Origin of the sequence: Devosia sp. SD17-2, from assembly GCF_029201565.1 — a bacterium.
In the GTDB taxonomy this organism is placed as follows: Bacteria; Pseudomonadota; Alphaproteobacteria; order Rhizobiales; family Devosiaceae; genus Devosia.
The window spans coordinates 466101-478949 of record NZ_CP104002.1 but is presented as its reverse complement, the minus strand read 5'-3'; the positions used below and the strand labels follow the sequence as shown (position 1 = coordinate 478949).

At 62.2% G+C, this 12849-nt stretch carries 14 protein-coding genes; 9 read left to right on the top strand and 5 right to left on the bottom strand.

The genetic code is table 11. The features are described from left to right. The first annotated feature begins 66 nt into the window (after positions 1-66). Both NYQ88_RS02370 and NYQ88_RS02365 read left to right on the top strand, forming a co-directional pair. A complete protein-coding gene (locus NYQ88_RS02370; protein WP_275653393.1) occupies positions 67-1158 on the top strand; it encodes a histidinol-phosphate transaminase in 1092 nt (363 codons plus the stop codon). Next, positions 1158-2129, top strand: a complete 972-nt coding sequence (locus NYQ88_RS02365) for a prephenate/arogenate dehydrogenase family protein (protein ID WP_275653392.1) — start codon at positions 1158-1160, stop codon at positions 2127-2129. The genes NYQ88_RS02370 and NYQ88_RS02365 overlap by 1 nt, the downstream gene beginning before the upstream one ends. On the opposite strand, the gene NYQ88_RS02360 is transcribed toward NYQ88_RS02365, so the two are convergent. Further along, the gene (locus tag NYQ88_RS02360; protein ID WP_275653391.1) at positions 2126-2839 is read right to left on the bottom strand and encodes a transglycosylase domain-containing protein; all 714 of its coding nucleotides are present in this window, start codon (positions 2837-2839) and stop codon (positions 2126-2128) included. The genes NYQ88_RS02365 and NYQ88_RS02360 overlap by 4 nt on opposite strands. Positions 2840-2917: 78 nt before the next feature. On the opposite strand from NYQ88_RS02360, the gene NYQ88_RS02355 reads away from it, so the two are divergent. From NYQ88_RS02355 to NYQ88_RS02330, 6 genes are all read left to right on the top strand, one after another. After that, on the top strand, positions 2918-3820 hold the full coding sequence (locus NYQ88_RS02355; protein WP_275653390.1) for a polyprenyl synthetase family protein: 903 nt from the start codon (positions 2918-2920) through the stop codon (positions 3818-3820). Further along, on the top strand, positions 3817-4458 hold the full coding sequence (locus NYQ88_RS02350; RefSeq protein WP_275653389.1) for an MOSC domain-containing protein: 642 nt from the start codon (positions 3817-3819) through the stop codon (positions 4456-4458). The genes NYQ88_RS02355 and NYQ88_RS02350 overlap by 4 nt, the downstream gene beginning before the upstream one ends. Before the next feature lie 7 nt (positions 4459-4465). Beyond that, positions 4466-4933 (top strand): YbaK/EbsC family protein, encoded by a 468-nt coding sequence (locus tag NYQ88_RS02345; protein ID WP_275653388.1) that lies wholly within the window; start codon positions 4466-4468, stop codon positions 4931-4933. Next, the gene (locus tag NYQ88_RS02340; protein WP_275653387.1) at positions 4930-5595 is read left to right on the top strand and encodes a 50S ribosomal protein L11 methyltransferase; all 666 of its coding nucleotides are present in this window, start codon (positions 4930-4932) and stop codon (positions 5593-5595) included. The genes NYQ88_RS02345 and NYQ88_RS02340 overlap by 4 nt, the downstream gene beginning before the upstream one ends. A 71-nt stretch (positions 5596-5666) precedes the next feature. After that, positions 5667-6104 carry a PACE efflux transporter gene (locus NYQ88_RS02335; RefSeq protein WP_275653386.1) on the top strand — a complete coding sequence of 146 codons (438 nt, stop codon included), beginning with the start codon at positions 5667-5669 and terminating at the stop codon, positions 6102-6104. 101 nt (positions 6105-6205) lie between these two features. Further along, positions 6206-6805 (top strand): glutathione binding-like protein, encoded by a 600-nt coding sequence (locus NYQ88_RS02330; RefSeq protein ID WP_275653385.1) that lies wholly within the window; start codon positions 6206-6208, stop codon positions 6803-6805. Between the two features lie 85 nt (positions 6806-6890). Here NYQ88_RS02330 and NYQ88_RS02325 read toward each other — a convergent pair whose 3' ends face one another. Further along, positions 6891-7013, bottom strand: a complete 123-nt coding sequence (locus tag NYQ88_RS02325) for a hypothetical protein (RefSeq protein ID WP_275653384.1) — start codon at positions 7011-7013, stop codon at positions 6891-6893. Then, positions 7010-8251: a flavodoxin-dependent (E)-4-hydroxy-3-methylbut-2-enyl-diphosphate synthase gene (gene ispG, locus NYQ88_RS02320; protein ID WP_275653383.1), complete on the bottom strand. Its 1242-nt coding sequence runs from the start codon at positions 8249-8251 to the stop codon at positions 7010-7012. The genes NYQ88_RS02325 and ispG overlap by 4 nt, the downstream gene beginning before the upstream one ends. A 192-nt stretch (positions 8252-8443) precedes the next feature. Here ispG and NYQ88_RS02315 point away from each other — a divergent pair, with 192 nt between their 5' ends. Then, the gene (locus NYQ88_RS02315) at positions 8444-8734 is read left to right on the top strand and encodes a DUF1232 domain-containing protein (RefSeq protein ID WP_275653382.1); all 291 of its coding nucleotides are present in this window, start codon (positions 8444-8446) and stop codon (positions 8732-8734) included. 80 nt (positions 8735-8814) lie between these two features. Here the strand turns inward: NYQ88_RS02315 and NYQ88_RS02310 are convergent, their stop codons facing one another. Further along, the gene (locus NYQ88_RS02310) at positions 8815-10710 is read right to left on the bottom strand and encodes an ABC transporter ATP-binding protein (protein ID WP_275653381.1); all 1896 of its coding nucleotides are present in this window, start codon (positions 10708-10710) and stop codon (positions 8815-8817) included. Continuing rightward, positions 10707-12563, bottom strand: coding sequence for an ABC transporter ATP-binding protein (locus NYQ88_RS02305; protein ID WP_275653380.1), 1857 nt, complete (start codon positions 12561-12563; stop codon positions 10707-10709). Before NYQ88_RS02305 ends, NYQ88_RS02310 begins: the two co-directional genes overlap by 4 nt. Positions 12564-12849: the final 286 nt, after the last annotated feature.

The following is a 12849-nucleotide window of genomic DNA, read 5'->3' as shown; positions in this document are numbered from 1 at the left end:
CCTTTGCCTTTGGGGCCCTCTTTGCATATGGTCCGCGCGGCTTTCTCCTGCCTGCGCGAACCGATCATGTCCCATAAAAACTACCCTCAGCCGCAGCCCGGCATTCTCGACATCGCTCCCTATGTTCCGGGGAAATCGGCAGCGCCTGGCACCAAGGCGGTCAAGCTCTCGTCCAATGAGAGCCCGCTGGGCGCCAGCCCCAAGGCGATCGAAGCCTATTCCGGCGTCGGCGCAAATCTCGAGATCTATCCGGACGGTGGCTCCCGCCTCCTGCGCGAAGCGCTGGGCGAGGTGCATGGTCTTGATCCTGCGGCCATTGTCTGCGGCAATGGCTCGGACGATCTGCTGCACCTGCTGGCCCAGTGCTATCTGGGAGAAGGCGATGAAGCGGTGATGAACCGCTATGGCTTTTCGGTTTATCCAATTGTGACACGCGCTGCCGGCGCCACGATCGTGATGGCCGAGGAGAATGATTATACCGCCGATGTCGACGCCCTGCTGGCGGCGGTCACGCCGCGCACCAAGATTGTCTGGCTGGCCAATCCCAACAATCCCACCGGCACCTATATTTCAGACAGCGAAGTGCGCCGCCTTCATGCCGGCCTGCGCCCCGATATCCTGCTGGTCGTCGACAACGCCTACGCCGAATATGTAACGGCTGCCGATTTCAGCATCGGCGCCGAACTCGTGACCTCCGCCAAAAACGTGGTCATGGTCCGCACCTTCTCCAAAGTGGGCCTCGCTGCACTGCGCATTGGCTGGCTCCACGGTCCCGACCACGTCATCGACGCCCTCAACCGCATCCGTGGCCCGTTCAACGTCAATCTGCCGGCCCAGCAGGCCGGTGCTGCCGCGGCCCGCGACAGTGAGTTCAACAGCAAGCTGCGCGAGCACAATGCCCGCTGGCGCGATTTCCTCGTTGCCGAGCTCACGTCCAACCAGATGCGTGTCGTGCCCAGCCAGGCCAACTTCGTCATGGTGCTGTTCGAGACCGAGGCCATGGCCGCCAAGGCGTTCTCGACACTGATGGGGGAGGGCTACATTGCCCGCGAAATCGGCCAGTCCTATGCTATCCCGACGGGCCTGCGCATCTCCATCGGCACCGAGGCAGACATGCGGGCGGTGGCGGCAATCCTCAAGACCATGGTGACCGGCTGATGAGTGCCCATTTTCGCAAGCTCGCCCTCGTTGGCATCGGCCTGATCGGTTCCTCGATCGCGCTGGCTGCTCGCCGGCAGGGGCTGGTCGATACCATCGCAATCGCCACGCGCCGCCAGGAAACGCTCGACGAAGCGCGCGAACTCGGCCTTGGTGACATCTATACGCTCGACGCTGCCGAAGCCGTGCGCGGCGCCGATCTCGTCATCCTCTGCGCGCCGGTGGGCGCCTATGACGGGCTGGCCAAGGCAATTGGTCCTGCGCTCGAACGCGGTGCCATCCTGTCAGATGTGGGCTCGGTCAAGGAGCATGTGGTCAAGGTCGTCGGCCCCCATGTTCCGGGCAATGTCCATTTCATCCCCGGCCACCCTATTGCCGGCACTGAACATTCCGGCCCCTCTGCCGGGTTTCCGGAACTTTTCGCAGGCCGCTGGTGCGTCCTCACGCCGGGCGCGGAAGTCCCCTCGGAAGCGACCGAGAAACTCGTCTCATTCTGGAAAGCCATGGGGTCCATGGTCGAATGCATGGAAGCAGGCCATCACGACATGGTCCTCGCCATCACCAGCCATATTCCTCACCTCGTTGCCTACAATATCGTGGGCACGGTGGCTGACCTCGAGACGGCGACCCAGTCGGAAGTCATCAAGTTCTCGGCGTCCGGGTTCCGCGATTTCACCCGTATTGCGGCTTCTGACCCGGTGATGTGGCGCGACATTTTTCTAACGAACCGCGATGCGGTGCTGGAAATGCTTGGCCGCTTCCTCGAAGATCTCTCCATGCTGCAGCGGGCCGTCCGTGTCGGCGATGGCCCCGCGCTCGAAGACCTCTTCACCCGCACCCGCGCGATCCGCCGCTCGATCATCAACGCCGGACAGGAGACGGCGGCGCCCGACTTCGGCCGCCCGCATGAGCAGCCCCCTGCCCCAGAAACCAAACTGATCCGCGAACACGGCGGCGGCGACGACGCTTAAAGCGACAGCCGTCCGTTTTCCCCGACGCAGGCCGCGCGCTCGCCATATTGGCGGGCCCGCTCTTCCACGATCCCTGCCAGCCGACTGAGGCCGCTGTTCGGCCGCGCCGGATTGCGCAGCAGAGGATTGGGCAGCGTCACCGCCAGAAGCCCTGCCGTGCGCCAATCGAGATTTTGCGGTTCACGCCCGAACGCCCGCTGCGCGCCGGCCTCGATGCCAAACTCGCCGGCAGGACCCCATTCGGCAATATTGAGATAGATCTCCATGATCCGCTTTTTTGGCATGACGAGGTCGATGTAGACCGCCAGCGGAATCTCCAGCAGCTTTCGGAAATGACTGGGATGGTTGGTGAGGAAGAGATTTCGCGCCACCTGCATGGTGATTGTCGAGGCTCCGCGCGCAGGCCGACCGGCTAGCACATTGTCCACTTCGTCCCGCAGCGCCCCCAGATCCACCCCGAGATGCCGGCAGAACTGACCGTCTTCTGAGAGGATGATGGATGCCTTGAGGCGATCCGAGACTTCATCAATGTCGCGCCACTGGCGCACCACCGGACGACCGGTGACATAACGCTCGAGCATCGGCACCGAGACCGGATCGACAAGGAGATAGACCGGCGTCAGTACCAGAGGGATGGCCACCAGCACGGCGATCATCCCGCTCAAGATGCGGATCGCCCGCCATATTCCCCGCTTGCGTCCTCGTGCCATGCAATTCTGATAGCGGCAGAAGCGCCATCGGCCAAGTGCACCCTTGTCGCCCCCGTGCCAATTGGCTAGCAACAAGCCATGTATGATTTTGCCGCTGACAGTGCTGATTGTGCTCGCGCCGTGGAAGCCGGGCTTTCCGAACTCCTGAGCGGACCCGGCTTGTCCGGCCCGGGGCCCGTCGCCGAGCGCCTGGTGGCCGCCATGCGCCACGGCAGCCTCGAGGGTGGCAAGCGGCTGCGCCCGCTGCTCGTCCGCCAGGCGGCTGCCATTCTCTCGGTGCCGCATGACGCAGCGTTGCGCGCCGGGCTCGCCATCGAGATGGTCCATTGCTATTCGCTGATCCATGACGATCTGCCGGCTATGGACGACGACGACATCCGCCGCGGCCGCCCGACCGTTCACAAGGCGTATGACGACGCCACGGCCATTCTTGCTGGCGACGCTCTCCTGACCCAGGCCTTCGCCACTCTCGCCGACCCAGCTACCCACCCGGATCCGGCTGTGCGCATCGCGCTGGTCGCCGAGCTCGCGTCAGGGAGCGGTGCAGGCGGCATGGTCGGTGGCCAGATGCGCGACATCGAGGGCGAACAGGGCGGGTTCTCCGAAGGCGACATCGCCGTCATGCAATCGATGAAGACCGGCGCCCTCATCCGCGCGAGCGTCCGCATGGGTGCCATCCTCGGCGGCGTCGAGCCGCGGCCTCTGTCCGCCCTCACCGCCTATGCCGAGGCCGCCGGGCGCGCCTTCCAGCTGGCAGACGACATTCTCGACGTTACCGCCACCGCAGAAACCATGGGCAAGGCCACCGGCAAGGACGAAGGCAAGGGCAAGCAGACCCTAGTCGCTCAACTCGGCGTCGACGGCGCGCGCCAGCGTCTCGATGCCATCATCAACGAGGCCCTGGGTTACCTCCGCACCTTTGGTCCCAGGGCCGATGGCCTGCGCGCCACCGCCCGCTATTTCGGCACCAGGGAAAAATGAACAAGGCCCGACTGATCAGCATCAATGTCGGGCAGGCCCGGCCGATCCCAGGCCTCAAGGCCAAGACCGGGATCTACAAGGAGCCGGTCACCGGCCCGGTGCCGATCTCGGATCAGGGTATTGTCGGGGACGCCATTCTCGACCGCCGACACCATGGCGGTTCGGACCAGGCAATCTATATCTATTTCCAGGACGATTATGATTTCTGGGCTGGCGAGCTCGGCTATGCCACCCCACCCGGTCTCTTTGGCGAGAACCTGACGATTTCAGGCACCGACAGCGCCAGCACGGCCATCGGGGACCACTTCGAGATCGACGACCTCCTGCTGGAAGTGACGGCCCATCGGACGCCCTGCATGACCTTCGCCCGCAGGATGGACGACAAGTTCTGGGTCAAGCGCTTCCATAAGGCCCGCCGGCCCGGCGCCTATTGCCGCGTGCTGCGACCTGCAAGCATCGAGGCTGGGCGAGAGGTCACCATCATCCCCTATGCCGGAGAGCGGATCAGCGTCGCTGAACTCATGTCCTATGACGGGAGCAAATCCATCCCCGACGACTTCATGCGTCGCGTGGTCAGCACGCCTGTCGATGCCAAGACGCGCTTCGATTACGAAACCAGACTTTCCAGCCTGTTCTGAGATTTTCATGAGCCTTGATTCTGTCCGCGCCGACCTTGCCGTGCGTGCCCCTGACCTCTCTGTCATCACCACCGATGCGTCCACCGCCACCGTCCCGCTGGCGGCAGAAGTCCATGGCGTGGAGCCCGGCCAGATCGCCAAGACCCTTTGCATCCGGGTCAAGGACGAGGAATTCCTGCTGGTGACTCGCGGTGACGCCCGCCTCGACAACCAGAAGTCCAAGAGCGCCTTTGGCGGCCGCCCCCGCATGCTCGGCGCCGAGGATGTATTGCGCCTTACCAGCCATGAAGTTGGCGGTGTCTGCCCATTTGGCCTGCCCGCTCCGCTGCCGATCTTTCTGGATAGCTCGCTCAAGATCTACGACATCGTCATCCCTGCCGGCGGCGACACGCATGCGTCGGTAAAACTGAGCGTCGAGCGGCTTGGCGAGCTGTGCGGCAACAAATGGGTGGATGCTTGCCAGCTGCCCGAGTGAGCCTCTCACCGGAAGAGTTTATACGCCAGCGCCTGACGCTGGCGCCCCTGCCCTTTCGTCCCGATATTCTGCTCCATCGCGCGACGCCCCAGAGCCGGTTGACCGAATGGCTCGCCGAGCAGGATCGCGCCGATACCGCCCCCTATTGGGCTTATGCCTGGGCGGGCGGCGCAGCCCTTGCGCTCTATCTCGCGGACCATCCGGAGACCGTTGCCGGCAGGACCGTTCTGGATATTGGCGCCGGTTCTGGCCTCGTTGGCATTGCGGCGGCCAAAGCCCGCGCAGTGGTCAGGAGCTTCGAACCCGATCTGATCGGCAAAACCGCCTGCCGGCTCAACGCTGAGGCCAATGCTGTCACGCTGACACTGGTCGATGACCCGCTCACCCCTGCGGACATCGTGCTCGCTGGGGATGTTTTTTACGACGCCGCAGTGGCCGCCTCGACCCTGCCGCTCCTGCAGCAGCACAGGGCAAGAGGCGCCGAAGTGTTCGTGGGTGACCCCTATCGTCGAGACCTTCCGCTCGCAGCCCTGAACCTTCTCGCTGAGTATTACGTCCCCGACATGGGCAGCAGCACCCCGCAGCGCGCTGGCGTTTTCGCCCTGCATCCCCGGGCCATCGGGCCTCTTGCCCCACATTCGGGCGTGCCCTATATCCACTAACAAGCGAGGACGACCTCCCCCATCGTGGGTAGCATTCCCCGGGACGGCCCGGAAAACATGGAGCATTTTCCATGCGCACCACCGCCGACCGTATTCGCCACGCTATTTCCTTCGAGCTCATCGGCATTCTGCTGGCCACCCCGCTGGCTGCCTTCGCCTTCCATCTGGAAGGCGGCGACAGCGTTGTTGTCGTGGTCGCCAGCGCCACCGTCGCCATGCTCTGGAACTATGTCTACAACCTTGGCTTTGACCATGTGATGCAGCATTTCCGCGGCACCACCGAGAAGACCAAGATCATCCGCGTCTTCCACGCCATCCTGTTCGAGCTCGGCCTTCTGACCATCATGCTGCCGATGATCGCCTGGTATCTGCAGATCGGCCTCTGGCAGGCTTTCATCATGGATCTGGGCCTCGCCATTTTCTACATGGTCTACGCCCTTGTCTTTAACTGGGCCTATGACCGCGTCTTTCCCCTGCCGGAATGGCAGGAGGGCAAGGCCGAGGCCTGAGCTCAGACTTATCTGCGACCGAACTGCTCTGGCCGGAACACCGCCAATGACCTATCTAGTCCGTGCCGCCCACGCGGCACGGACTTTCAGTTAGGTAGACTATGAAGCTCTTCTATTCGCCCGGCGCCTGCTCGCTGGCTTCTCACATTATTCTCCACGAAATCGGCAAGCCCTTCGAGATCGAGAAAGTCGATCTGCGCGCCAAGACCACCGAAAGCGGCGCAGACTTCTTTGCTATCAATGCGCGTGGCGCCGTGCCGGCCCTTGAAGTTGCTCCCGGCACTGTTGTGACCCAGGGCCCCGCCATTCTTCAGTATCTCGGCGACACGTCCGACAATGCTGCGCTCAAGCCGGCCGCCGGCACCATTGAACGTGCCCGCCTGCAGGAAGCACTCGGCGTCGTCGCCGATGTGCACAAGGCTTTTGGTGTCCTGTTCAAGCCGAACCTGTCCGACGAAGACAAGGCTGGTGTGATCGGCGAGATCAACCGCCGCGTAGGCCAGCTTGAAGCCATGCTCTCGGAAGACAGCCCGTATCTCCTCGGTGACTACACTCAGGCTGACGCCTACGCCTTTACCGTTGTCGGCTGGGGCCGTCAGTTCCTCGATTTTTCGAAGTTCCCGCGCGTTGCGGCGCTGCTCGAAGCCGTTGGTGCGCGTCCCGCCACCCAGGCTGCGCTCAAGGCCGAAGGCCTCGTCTGACAAACGCAAAAGAGGCGCCCACCAGCGCCTCTTTTCTTATCCGTCGGTGTCAGGCCGTGAGCGACACCGCCCATGACCTTAGCGCTCAGAACTGGCGGAGATTGCCCGTCAGCCCCAGGACGATAAGGACGATGGCGAGCATGGCGAGCCAGAACCAGCGGCGAGACGATCCACCGGGCGTGAGGAAACGTCGGAGCGTCTCTCTCATTCCGCCGCGTCCTGCTTGCCGGTGCCGAACTTCTTCTCAATGTAATCCGCGACCATCACCTTGAACTGGTCGGCCACGTCGGCGCCGCGCAGGGTTGCAACCTTCTGCCCATCGACAAACACGGGTGCTGCTGGCGTCTCACCCGTACCGGGCAGGGAAATGCCGATATTGGCGTGCTTGCTTTCGCCGGGGCCATTGACGATGCAGCCCATCACCGCGACCGACAGGCCCTCGACGCCTGGATAGCGCTCGCGCCATTCCGGCATCGAGACATTGAGGTGATCCTGAATGTCCTTGGCCAGCGACTGGAACGTTGTCGACGTCGTCCGGCCACATCCCGGACAGGCCGCCACGACGGGCAGGAACTGGCGAAAACCCATGGTCTGCAGCAATTCCTGCGCGACCTTCACCTCTGTCGTCCGATCGCCACCCGGCTCGGGCGTGAGGGAAATGCGGATCGTGTCACCGATCCCCTGCTGCAGCAGAATGCCCAAGGCGGCTGAGGACGCGACAATGCCCTTCGAACCCATCCCCGCTTCGGTGAGGCCCAGATGGAGGGCATAGTCACACCGCGCCGCCAGATCCTGATAGACGGCGATCAGATGCTGGACATCGGAAACCTTGGTCGAGAGGATGATCTTGTCGCGCGCCATGCCGAGCTCTTCGGCCCGCTGGGCAGACAAAAGCGCCGACTGGATGATCGCCTCGCGCTGCACTGCGGCAGCGGAGATTGGATTGGCCGAGACCGCGTTCTCGTCCATGAGGCGCGTCAGCAGCTCCTCATCGAGTGAACCCCAGTTGACGCCGATCCGCACTGGCTTGTTGTGACGATTGGCAATGTCGATCAGCGTCGAAAACTGCGTATCGCGCTTTGCCTTGAAGCCGACATTGCCCGGATTGATGCGGTATTTCGCCAAAGCCTCGGCGCAGGCCGGGTGGTCGGTGAGGAGCTTGTGGCCGATATAGTGAAAGTCGCCAACGAGCGGCACGTCATAGCCAAGCACGGCCAGCCGGTCGCGAATGATCGGCACCGCGGCGGCGCTCTCATCACGATCCACGGTGATGCGAACAATTTCGGACCCTGCACGGGCCAGTTGCATCACCTGGCGCACCGTCGCATCAATATCGGCAGTGTCGGTATTGGTCATGGATTGCACCACGACCGGCGCACCGCCGCCAACGACGACGCCGCCCACATTGACACCCACAGATTGCCTGCGCGGCATTGGACCGGCCATGATCATCCTCGGAAATTCGTGTTCATTTTGAGATAGGCTTTCCGTTCTACGCTGGCAACTGAACATTGGCGTGACGACCGCGGCGAAAAAATGCAGGGGCCGGTTCACCCTCGCGGATAGTGCGATGAGAATATGTGATCTCTGGAACCTTGAACCGACGGCGATCGGGGCCATTTATAGGTCATGATGAACATGCTGCTTCCCCGCCTCGTCCTCTTCCGCAAGGAAGTTGTCCAGCTCTGGAAAGCCTTCTGGGCGCCCCAGACACCGTTTTACCTGAAGGCGGCGACGCTGTTTGTTGCCTTCTACCTGGTCAATCCGTTTGACGTGCTTCCCGACTTCATCCCGCTTCTGGGCTGGGTCGATGACATTGTGCTCGTCCCCCTGATGGTCAGCTGGATCGTCAGCCGCCTGCCCGTGCCCGTGCATGTCTATGCCGGCAAGCACGGCAAGACCGTCGACGGCACCGCCCGCCGCATGTAACCGGCCGGAACTGTCTGCCGGAAATGGCAAAGGCGCCCTTGCGGGCGCCTTTATTATTGGTCGGTGATGCTGGCCTGCCCTCAGGTGCTCGCGGCCTTGGCATTGGCCTGCGCCACCAGATCATCGGGAATATCGTCAAAGCTTGCGTAGTTCATGTTGTACAGGCGTGAGTAGAGCCCGCCCAGTTCCATCAGCTGGTCGTGGTTACCCTCTTCGATCTTCTCGCCGTTCTGCAGAACGATGATCCGATCGGCCCCGCGAATGGTCGCCAGCCTGTGGGCAATGACCATGCCGGTGCGGCCCTTGAGCAGGATTTCCAGCGCTTTCTGGATCTGCCGCTCGGTATAGCTGTCGATATTGGCCGTGGCTTCGTCGAGCACGAGAATTTTCGCGTCCGCCACCAGCGCGCGGGCAAAGCTGAGCAATTGCCGCTGCCCAAGTGACAGGTTCGACCCGCGCTGCTCGAGCACGCTGTCATAACCATTTGGCAGCTTCTCGATGAACTCGTGCGCACCAACCGCCTTGGCAGCCGCAACAATGTCCTCGCGGGTGGCCGAGGCCTTGTTGTAGCGGATATTGTCGAGCACAGAGCCGGTGAACAGGAACGGCTCCTGCAGCACCATTGCTACCTGCTCGCCAAGGCTTTCCTGGGTGACGTTACGCACATCATGCCCGCCCACCAGCACGGCACCGCTCTGCACTTCATAGAAGCGGTGCACCAGCGCCATGGCACTGGTCTTGCCCGAACCTGTGGGACCGACAAGAGCCACCGTCTCGCCCGGATTGACGCGGAACGACACGTTCTTAAGCACCGGCCGGTTCGGATCATATCCGAACACCACGTCATGGAAGGCCACCGAGCCATCCATATCTCCGGTCAGCGTGAGGGCGTTGGGCTTGTCGTCGATGGTCACCGGCAGGTCGAGCACTTCGGTGATGCGGCGACCCGAAGTCATGGCGCGCTGCATGATCGAATATTGCATGGTCAGCGAGCGGATCGGATCGAAGAAGCGCTGGATGTAGAAGAGGAACGTCACGATGACGCCCACCTGCAGCGAGCCATTGAGCACCAGCGAGCCGCCCACCAGCACCACGGTGGCCATGGAGATGCCTGTGAGGCTGTCGACGATCGGCACCATGACCTGAGCGAACTTCGAGCCGGTCAGCTGGGTCCGCAGATTGTGATAGGCCTTGTCGTCATAAAGGTCAAAATTGACCTTCTGGCGCTCAAGGTTCTGCACCGTCCGCACGCCATTGATGCCTTCGGCCATTGCGCCATTGGTCAGCGAATTGGTCTCGTGCGCCGCCCAGAATGCGCGCTTTGCCGGCGGCAGCCAGAAGATGCGCACGATGAACAATACCGGCATGGTGATGAGGGTGAGAAGGCCCAGCCAGGGGTCGAGCGTCAGGATAACGACGATAATGCCGCCCAGCAGCACAAGGTCGCCCACCGAAATGACCGAGGTTTCGAGGAACTCCTGCATGGAGTTGACGTCGCCCTGAAGGCGGCTCATCAACCGGCCAACCTCGGTCTTGTCCATGAAGCTCAGCGACACCCGCTGCAATTGCGCGAACATCGCCCGGCGCATGTCGAACAGCACGTTTTCGGCCACGTGACCGACCTGGGTTTCCTGCACATAGGACGCCCCGAAGTTGAGCAGGACAGCGACGGCAAAGGCCACGACTGCCCAGATCAGATTGGTGGTATTGCCACCCGCAACCATGCCGCCGTCGATAGCCCAGCCGATGATCAGCGGAATGGCCAGCTGCGTGGCGGTAAACACCAGAACCGCCGCCACCGACAGATAGATCTTCATCCGATAGGGATGAACATAGGCCCAGATGCGCCGCACCGTCTGCGGATCATACGCCTTGCCGAAGACTTCTTCCTCGATGCGATGGCTGCCTACGCTCGCCCGTGGCGGACGCTGGCCCGGAATAGCGGTCTCGCGCTCGTCTTCTTCGATAGCGCTCATTGTGCCGCCCCTTCACTCTCAAGGTCTTCAGTCGGTCTGGTCTGCAAGTCGTAAAGCGCCTTGTAGCGACCTCCCAGCGCCAGCAATTCTTCGTGGCTGCCCTCTTCAGCGATCTTGCCGCTGTCGAGGAACAGGATGCGATCCGCATGCATGAGCGAGCTCAGGCGATGCGCGATGATGATGGTGACGCGGTCGCTGGCAAAACGCTTGATCGCGCTGCGGATGCGATGCTCGGTGCCTGCGTCGATCGCCGCCGTGGAATCGTCAAACACCAACACCGCCGGACGGGTAACGAGGGCGCGCGCAATTGCGAGGCGCTGACGCTGGCCGCCCGAGAGCGACACCCCACGCTCGCCCACGACCGTGTCGTATTCGGCGGGCAGGCCGATGATGTAATTGTGCAGCTGGGCGCTTTCCGCGGCCTTCTCGATCTTGGTTTCCTTGGCCCATGGATTGCCATAGGCGATGTTGTTCTCGATCGTAGTGGTGAAGAGAAAACTGTCCTGCTGCACCACGCCGACCTTGCGGCGCAGCGACTGCACCGTGACATCGCGGATATCCTGCCCATCGATTGTGATGCGACCGTCGCTGATGTCGTAGAAGCGCGGGATGAGATGGGCGAGCGTCGACTTGCCGCTGCCCGGCGCCCCGACAATGCCGATGGTTTCCCCGGCCTTGGCTTCGAAGCTGACACCATCGAGCGTCGGGTGATTGGCGCCAGGATAGGTGAAGCGCACATCCTCAAAGCGCAGCACGCCCTTGCTCAGCTCGAGCGGCTTTGCCCCCGGGCGGTCTTCGATCTCGATGGGTTCGTCGATGAAGGCATAGAAGCGTTCGCCGCAGGTCGAGGCGCGGGCGAACCCGTTGACCATCATGCCGAGCTGACGCACCGGCATCTGCAGGATGGTCATAAAGGTCAGAAAGCTCGCCAGCGTGCCGATGGTCATCTCACCATCGATCACCTTGTTGCCTCCCACCCACAGCACCAGCCCCATGGCAGCGAAGAAGGAGAAGGTCATCATCGAGGTGTTGCTCACACGCACGATGACCCGGCGATGCGCCAGTTCCAGCGCGGCCTTGGAGGCACGGTCGAACTTGGCGAGTTCGAATTTCTGTCCGGCAAAAGCGCGCACCACGCGGATGCCACTGAGGTTCTCGTCCATGACGCGGGTCAGGATCGAGAGCTTTTCCTGCAGCACATACCAGGTGGCGCGCAGCGCAAGCTGAGCCGCCGAGGACCGCCAGGCCACGAAGGGCACAAAGCTCAGCGCCAGCACCGCCAGCAGCGCATCGGTGGTGAACAGCATATAGGCGCCCACCCCAATCAGCACGGTGAGCAGAACCACACGCACAAGTCCGGTCGAGAAGAACATGCGCACGCCATCGAGATCGAGCAGGCCGAGCGTGATCAGATCGCCGGAGTGAACCCGGTCGTGATAGGAATAGGAGAGCTTTTGCACCTTGTCGTAAAAGCCGAGGCGCAGCTCATAGCCGACATGGTGACCCACCGATTCCGAAAAATAGTTCTGGATCAGGGTGAAAAAACCACGCGCCACCGAAACGCCCAGCAGCGTCATCGCGGTCCAGAGAAGGGCCTGTTCGGCCCCTTCCGCGGCGGTGCTCAAGATATTCTGCGCCTGATCGACCGCCTGCCCCAAAAGGCGCGGGATCAGCAATTGCAGGACCGAGGCGACAACTGCCCCGCCCAGCGCAAGGGCCACCTGCCAATAATGTCGAAGAGAAAAGAGGGTAATGCGTAAAATGGGAGTTTGCCCCTTGCCGGCATGAATGGCGGCCAAGTGGGCATTTGCATCGCCGCGCGAACGGTCGCGGCCAGCCTTGAGGGTGATCAAGGGAGTATCCAGACGTCAAAAAGTGTGGGGCCCGATGGGGAGGCGGGGATCCGTCGACCAGCAATCGGGCAAATCAAAACTCTGCGAACTATAAAAGGCGCAATCAGACAGCCATTCAAGATGGTATCTACGCAAAAATTGCAAGATTTCGGGGATTAGTGGAGCGATCGCGATTTTCTGGAAGTGATGTGCGGAAATTCGCACCTCCGCGCCCCCCTCACCGCTCCGCGCCCACAAAAAACCGGGCGCTCCGAAGGGAGCGCCCGGCCATTGAAACTTGAGAAAC

What these genes read in the sequence shown, in the direction of transcription:
- NYQ88_RS02360 (WP_275653391.1), bottom strand. Translation starts at nt 2,839, where the DNA reads ATGGCACGAGGACGCAAGCGGGGAATATGGCGGGCGATCCGCATCTTG.
- NYQ88_RS02370 (WP_275653393.1), top strand. Translation starts at nt 67, where the DNA reads ATGTCCCATAAAAACTACCCTCAGCCGCAGCCCGGCATTCTCGACATC.
- NYQ88_RS02335 (WP_275653386.1), top strand. Translation starts at nt 5,667, where the DNA reads ATGCGCACCACCGCCGACCGTATTCGCCACGCTATTTCCTTCGAGCTC.
- ispG (WP_275653383.1), bottom strand. Translation starts at nt 8,251, where the DNA reads ATGGCCGGTCCAATGCCGCGCAGGCAATCTGTGGGTGTCAATGTGGGC.
- NYQ88_RS02350 (WP_275653389.1), top strand. Translation starts at nt 3,817, where the DNA reads ATGAACAAGGCCCGACTGATCAGCATCAATGTCGGGCAGGCCCGGCCG.
- NYQ88_RS02325 (WP_275653384.1), bottom strand. Translation starts at nt 7,013, where the DNA reads ATGAGAGAGACGCTCCGACGTTTCCTCACGCCCGGTGGATCGTCTCGC.
- NYQ88_RS02365 (WP_275653392.1), top strand. Translation starts at nt 1,158, where the DNA reads ATGAGTGCCCATTTTCGCAAGCTCGCCCTCGTTGGCATCGGCCTGATC.
- NYQ88_RS02330 (WP_275653385.1), top strand. Translation starts at nt 6,206, where the DNA reads ATGAAGCTCTTCTATTCGCCCGGCGCCTGCTCGCTGGCTTCTCACATT.
- NYQ88_RS02315 (WP_275653382.1), top strand. Translation starts at nt 8,444, where the DNA reads ATGCTGCTTCCCCGCCTCGTCCTCTTCCGCAAGGAAGTTGTCCAGCTC.
- NYQ88_RS02345 (WP_275653388.1), top strand. Translation starts at nt 4,466, where the DNA reads ATGAGCCTTGATTCTGTCCGCGCCGACCTTGCCGTGCGTGCCCCTGAC.
- NYQ88_RS02355 (WP_275653390.1), top strand. Translation starts at nt 2,918, where the DNA reads ATGTATGATTTTGCCGCTGACAGTGCTGATTGTGCTCGCGCCGTGGAA.
- NYQ88_RS02310 (WP_275653381.1), bottom strand. Translation starts at nt 10,710, where the DNA reads ATGAGCGCTATCGAAGAAGACGAGCGCGAGACCGCTATTCCGGGCCAG.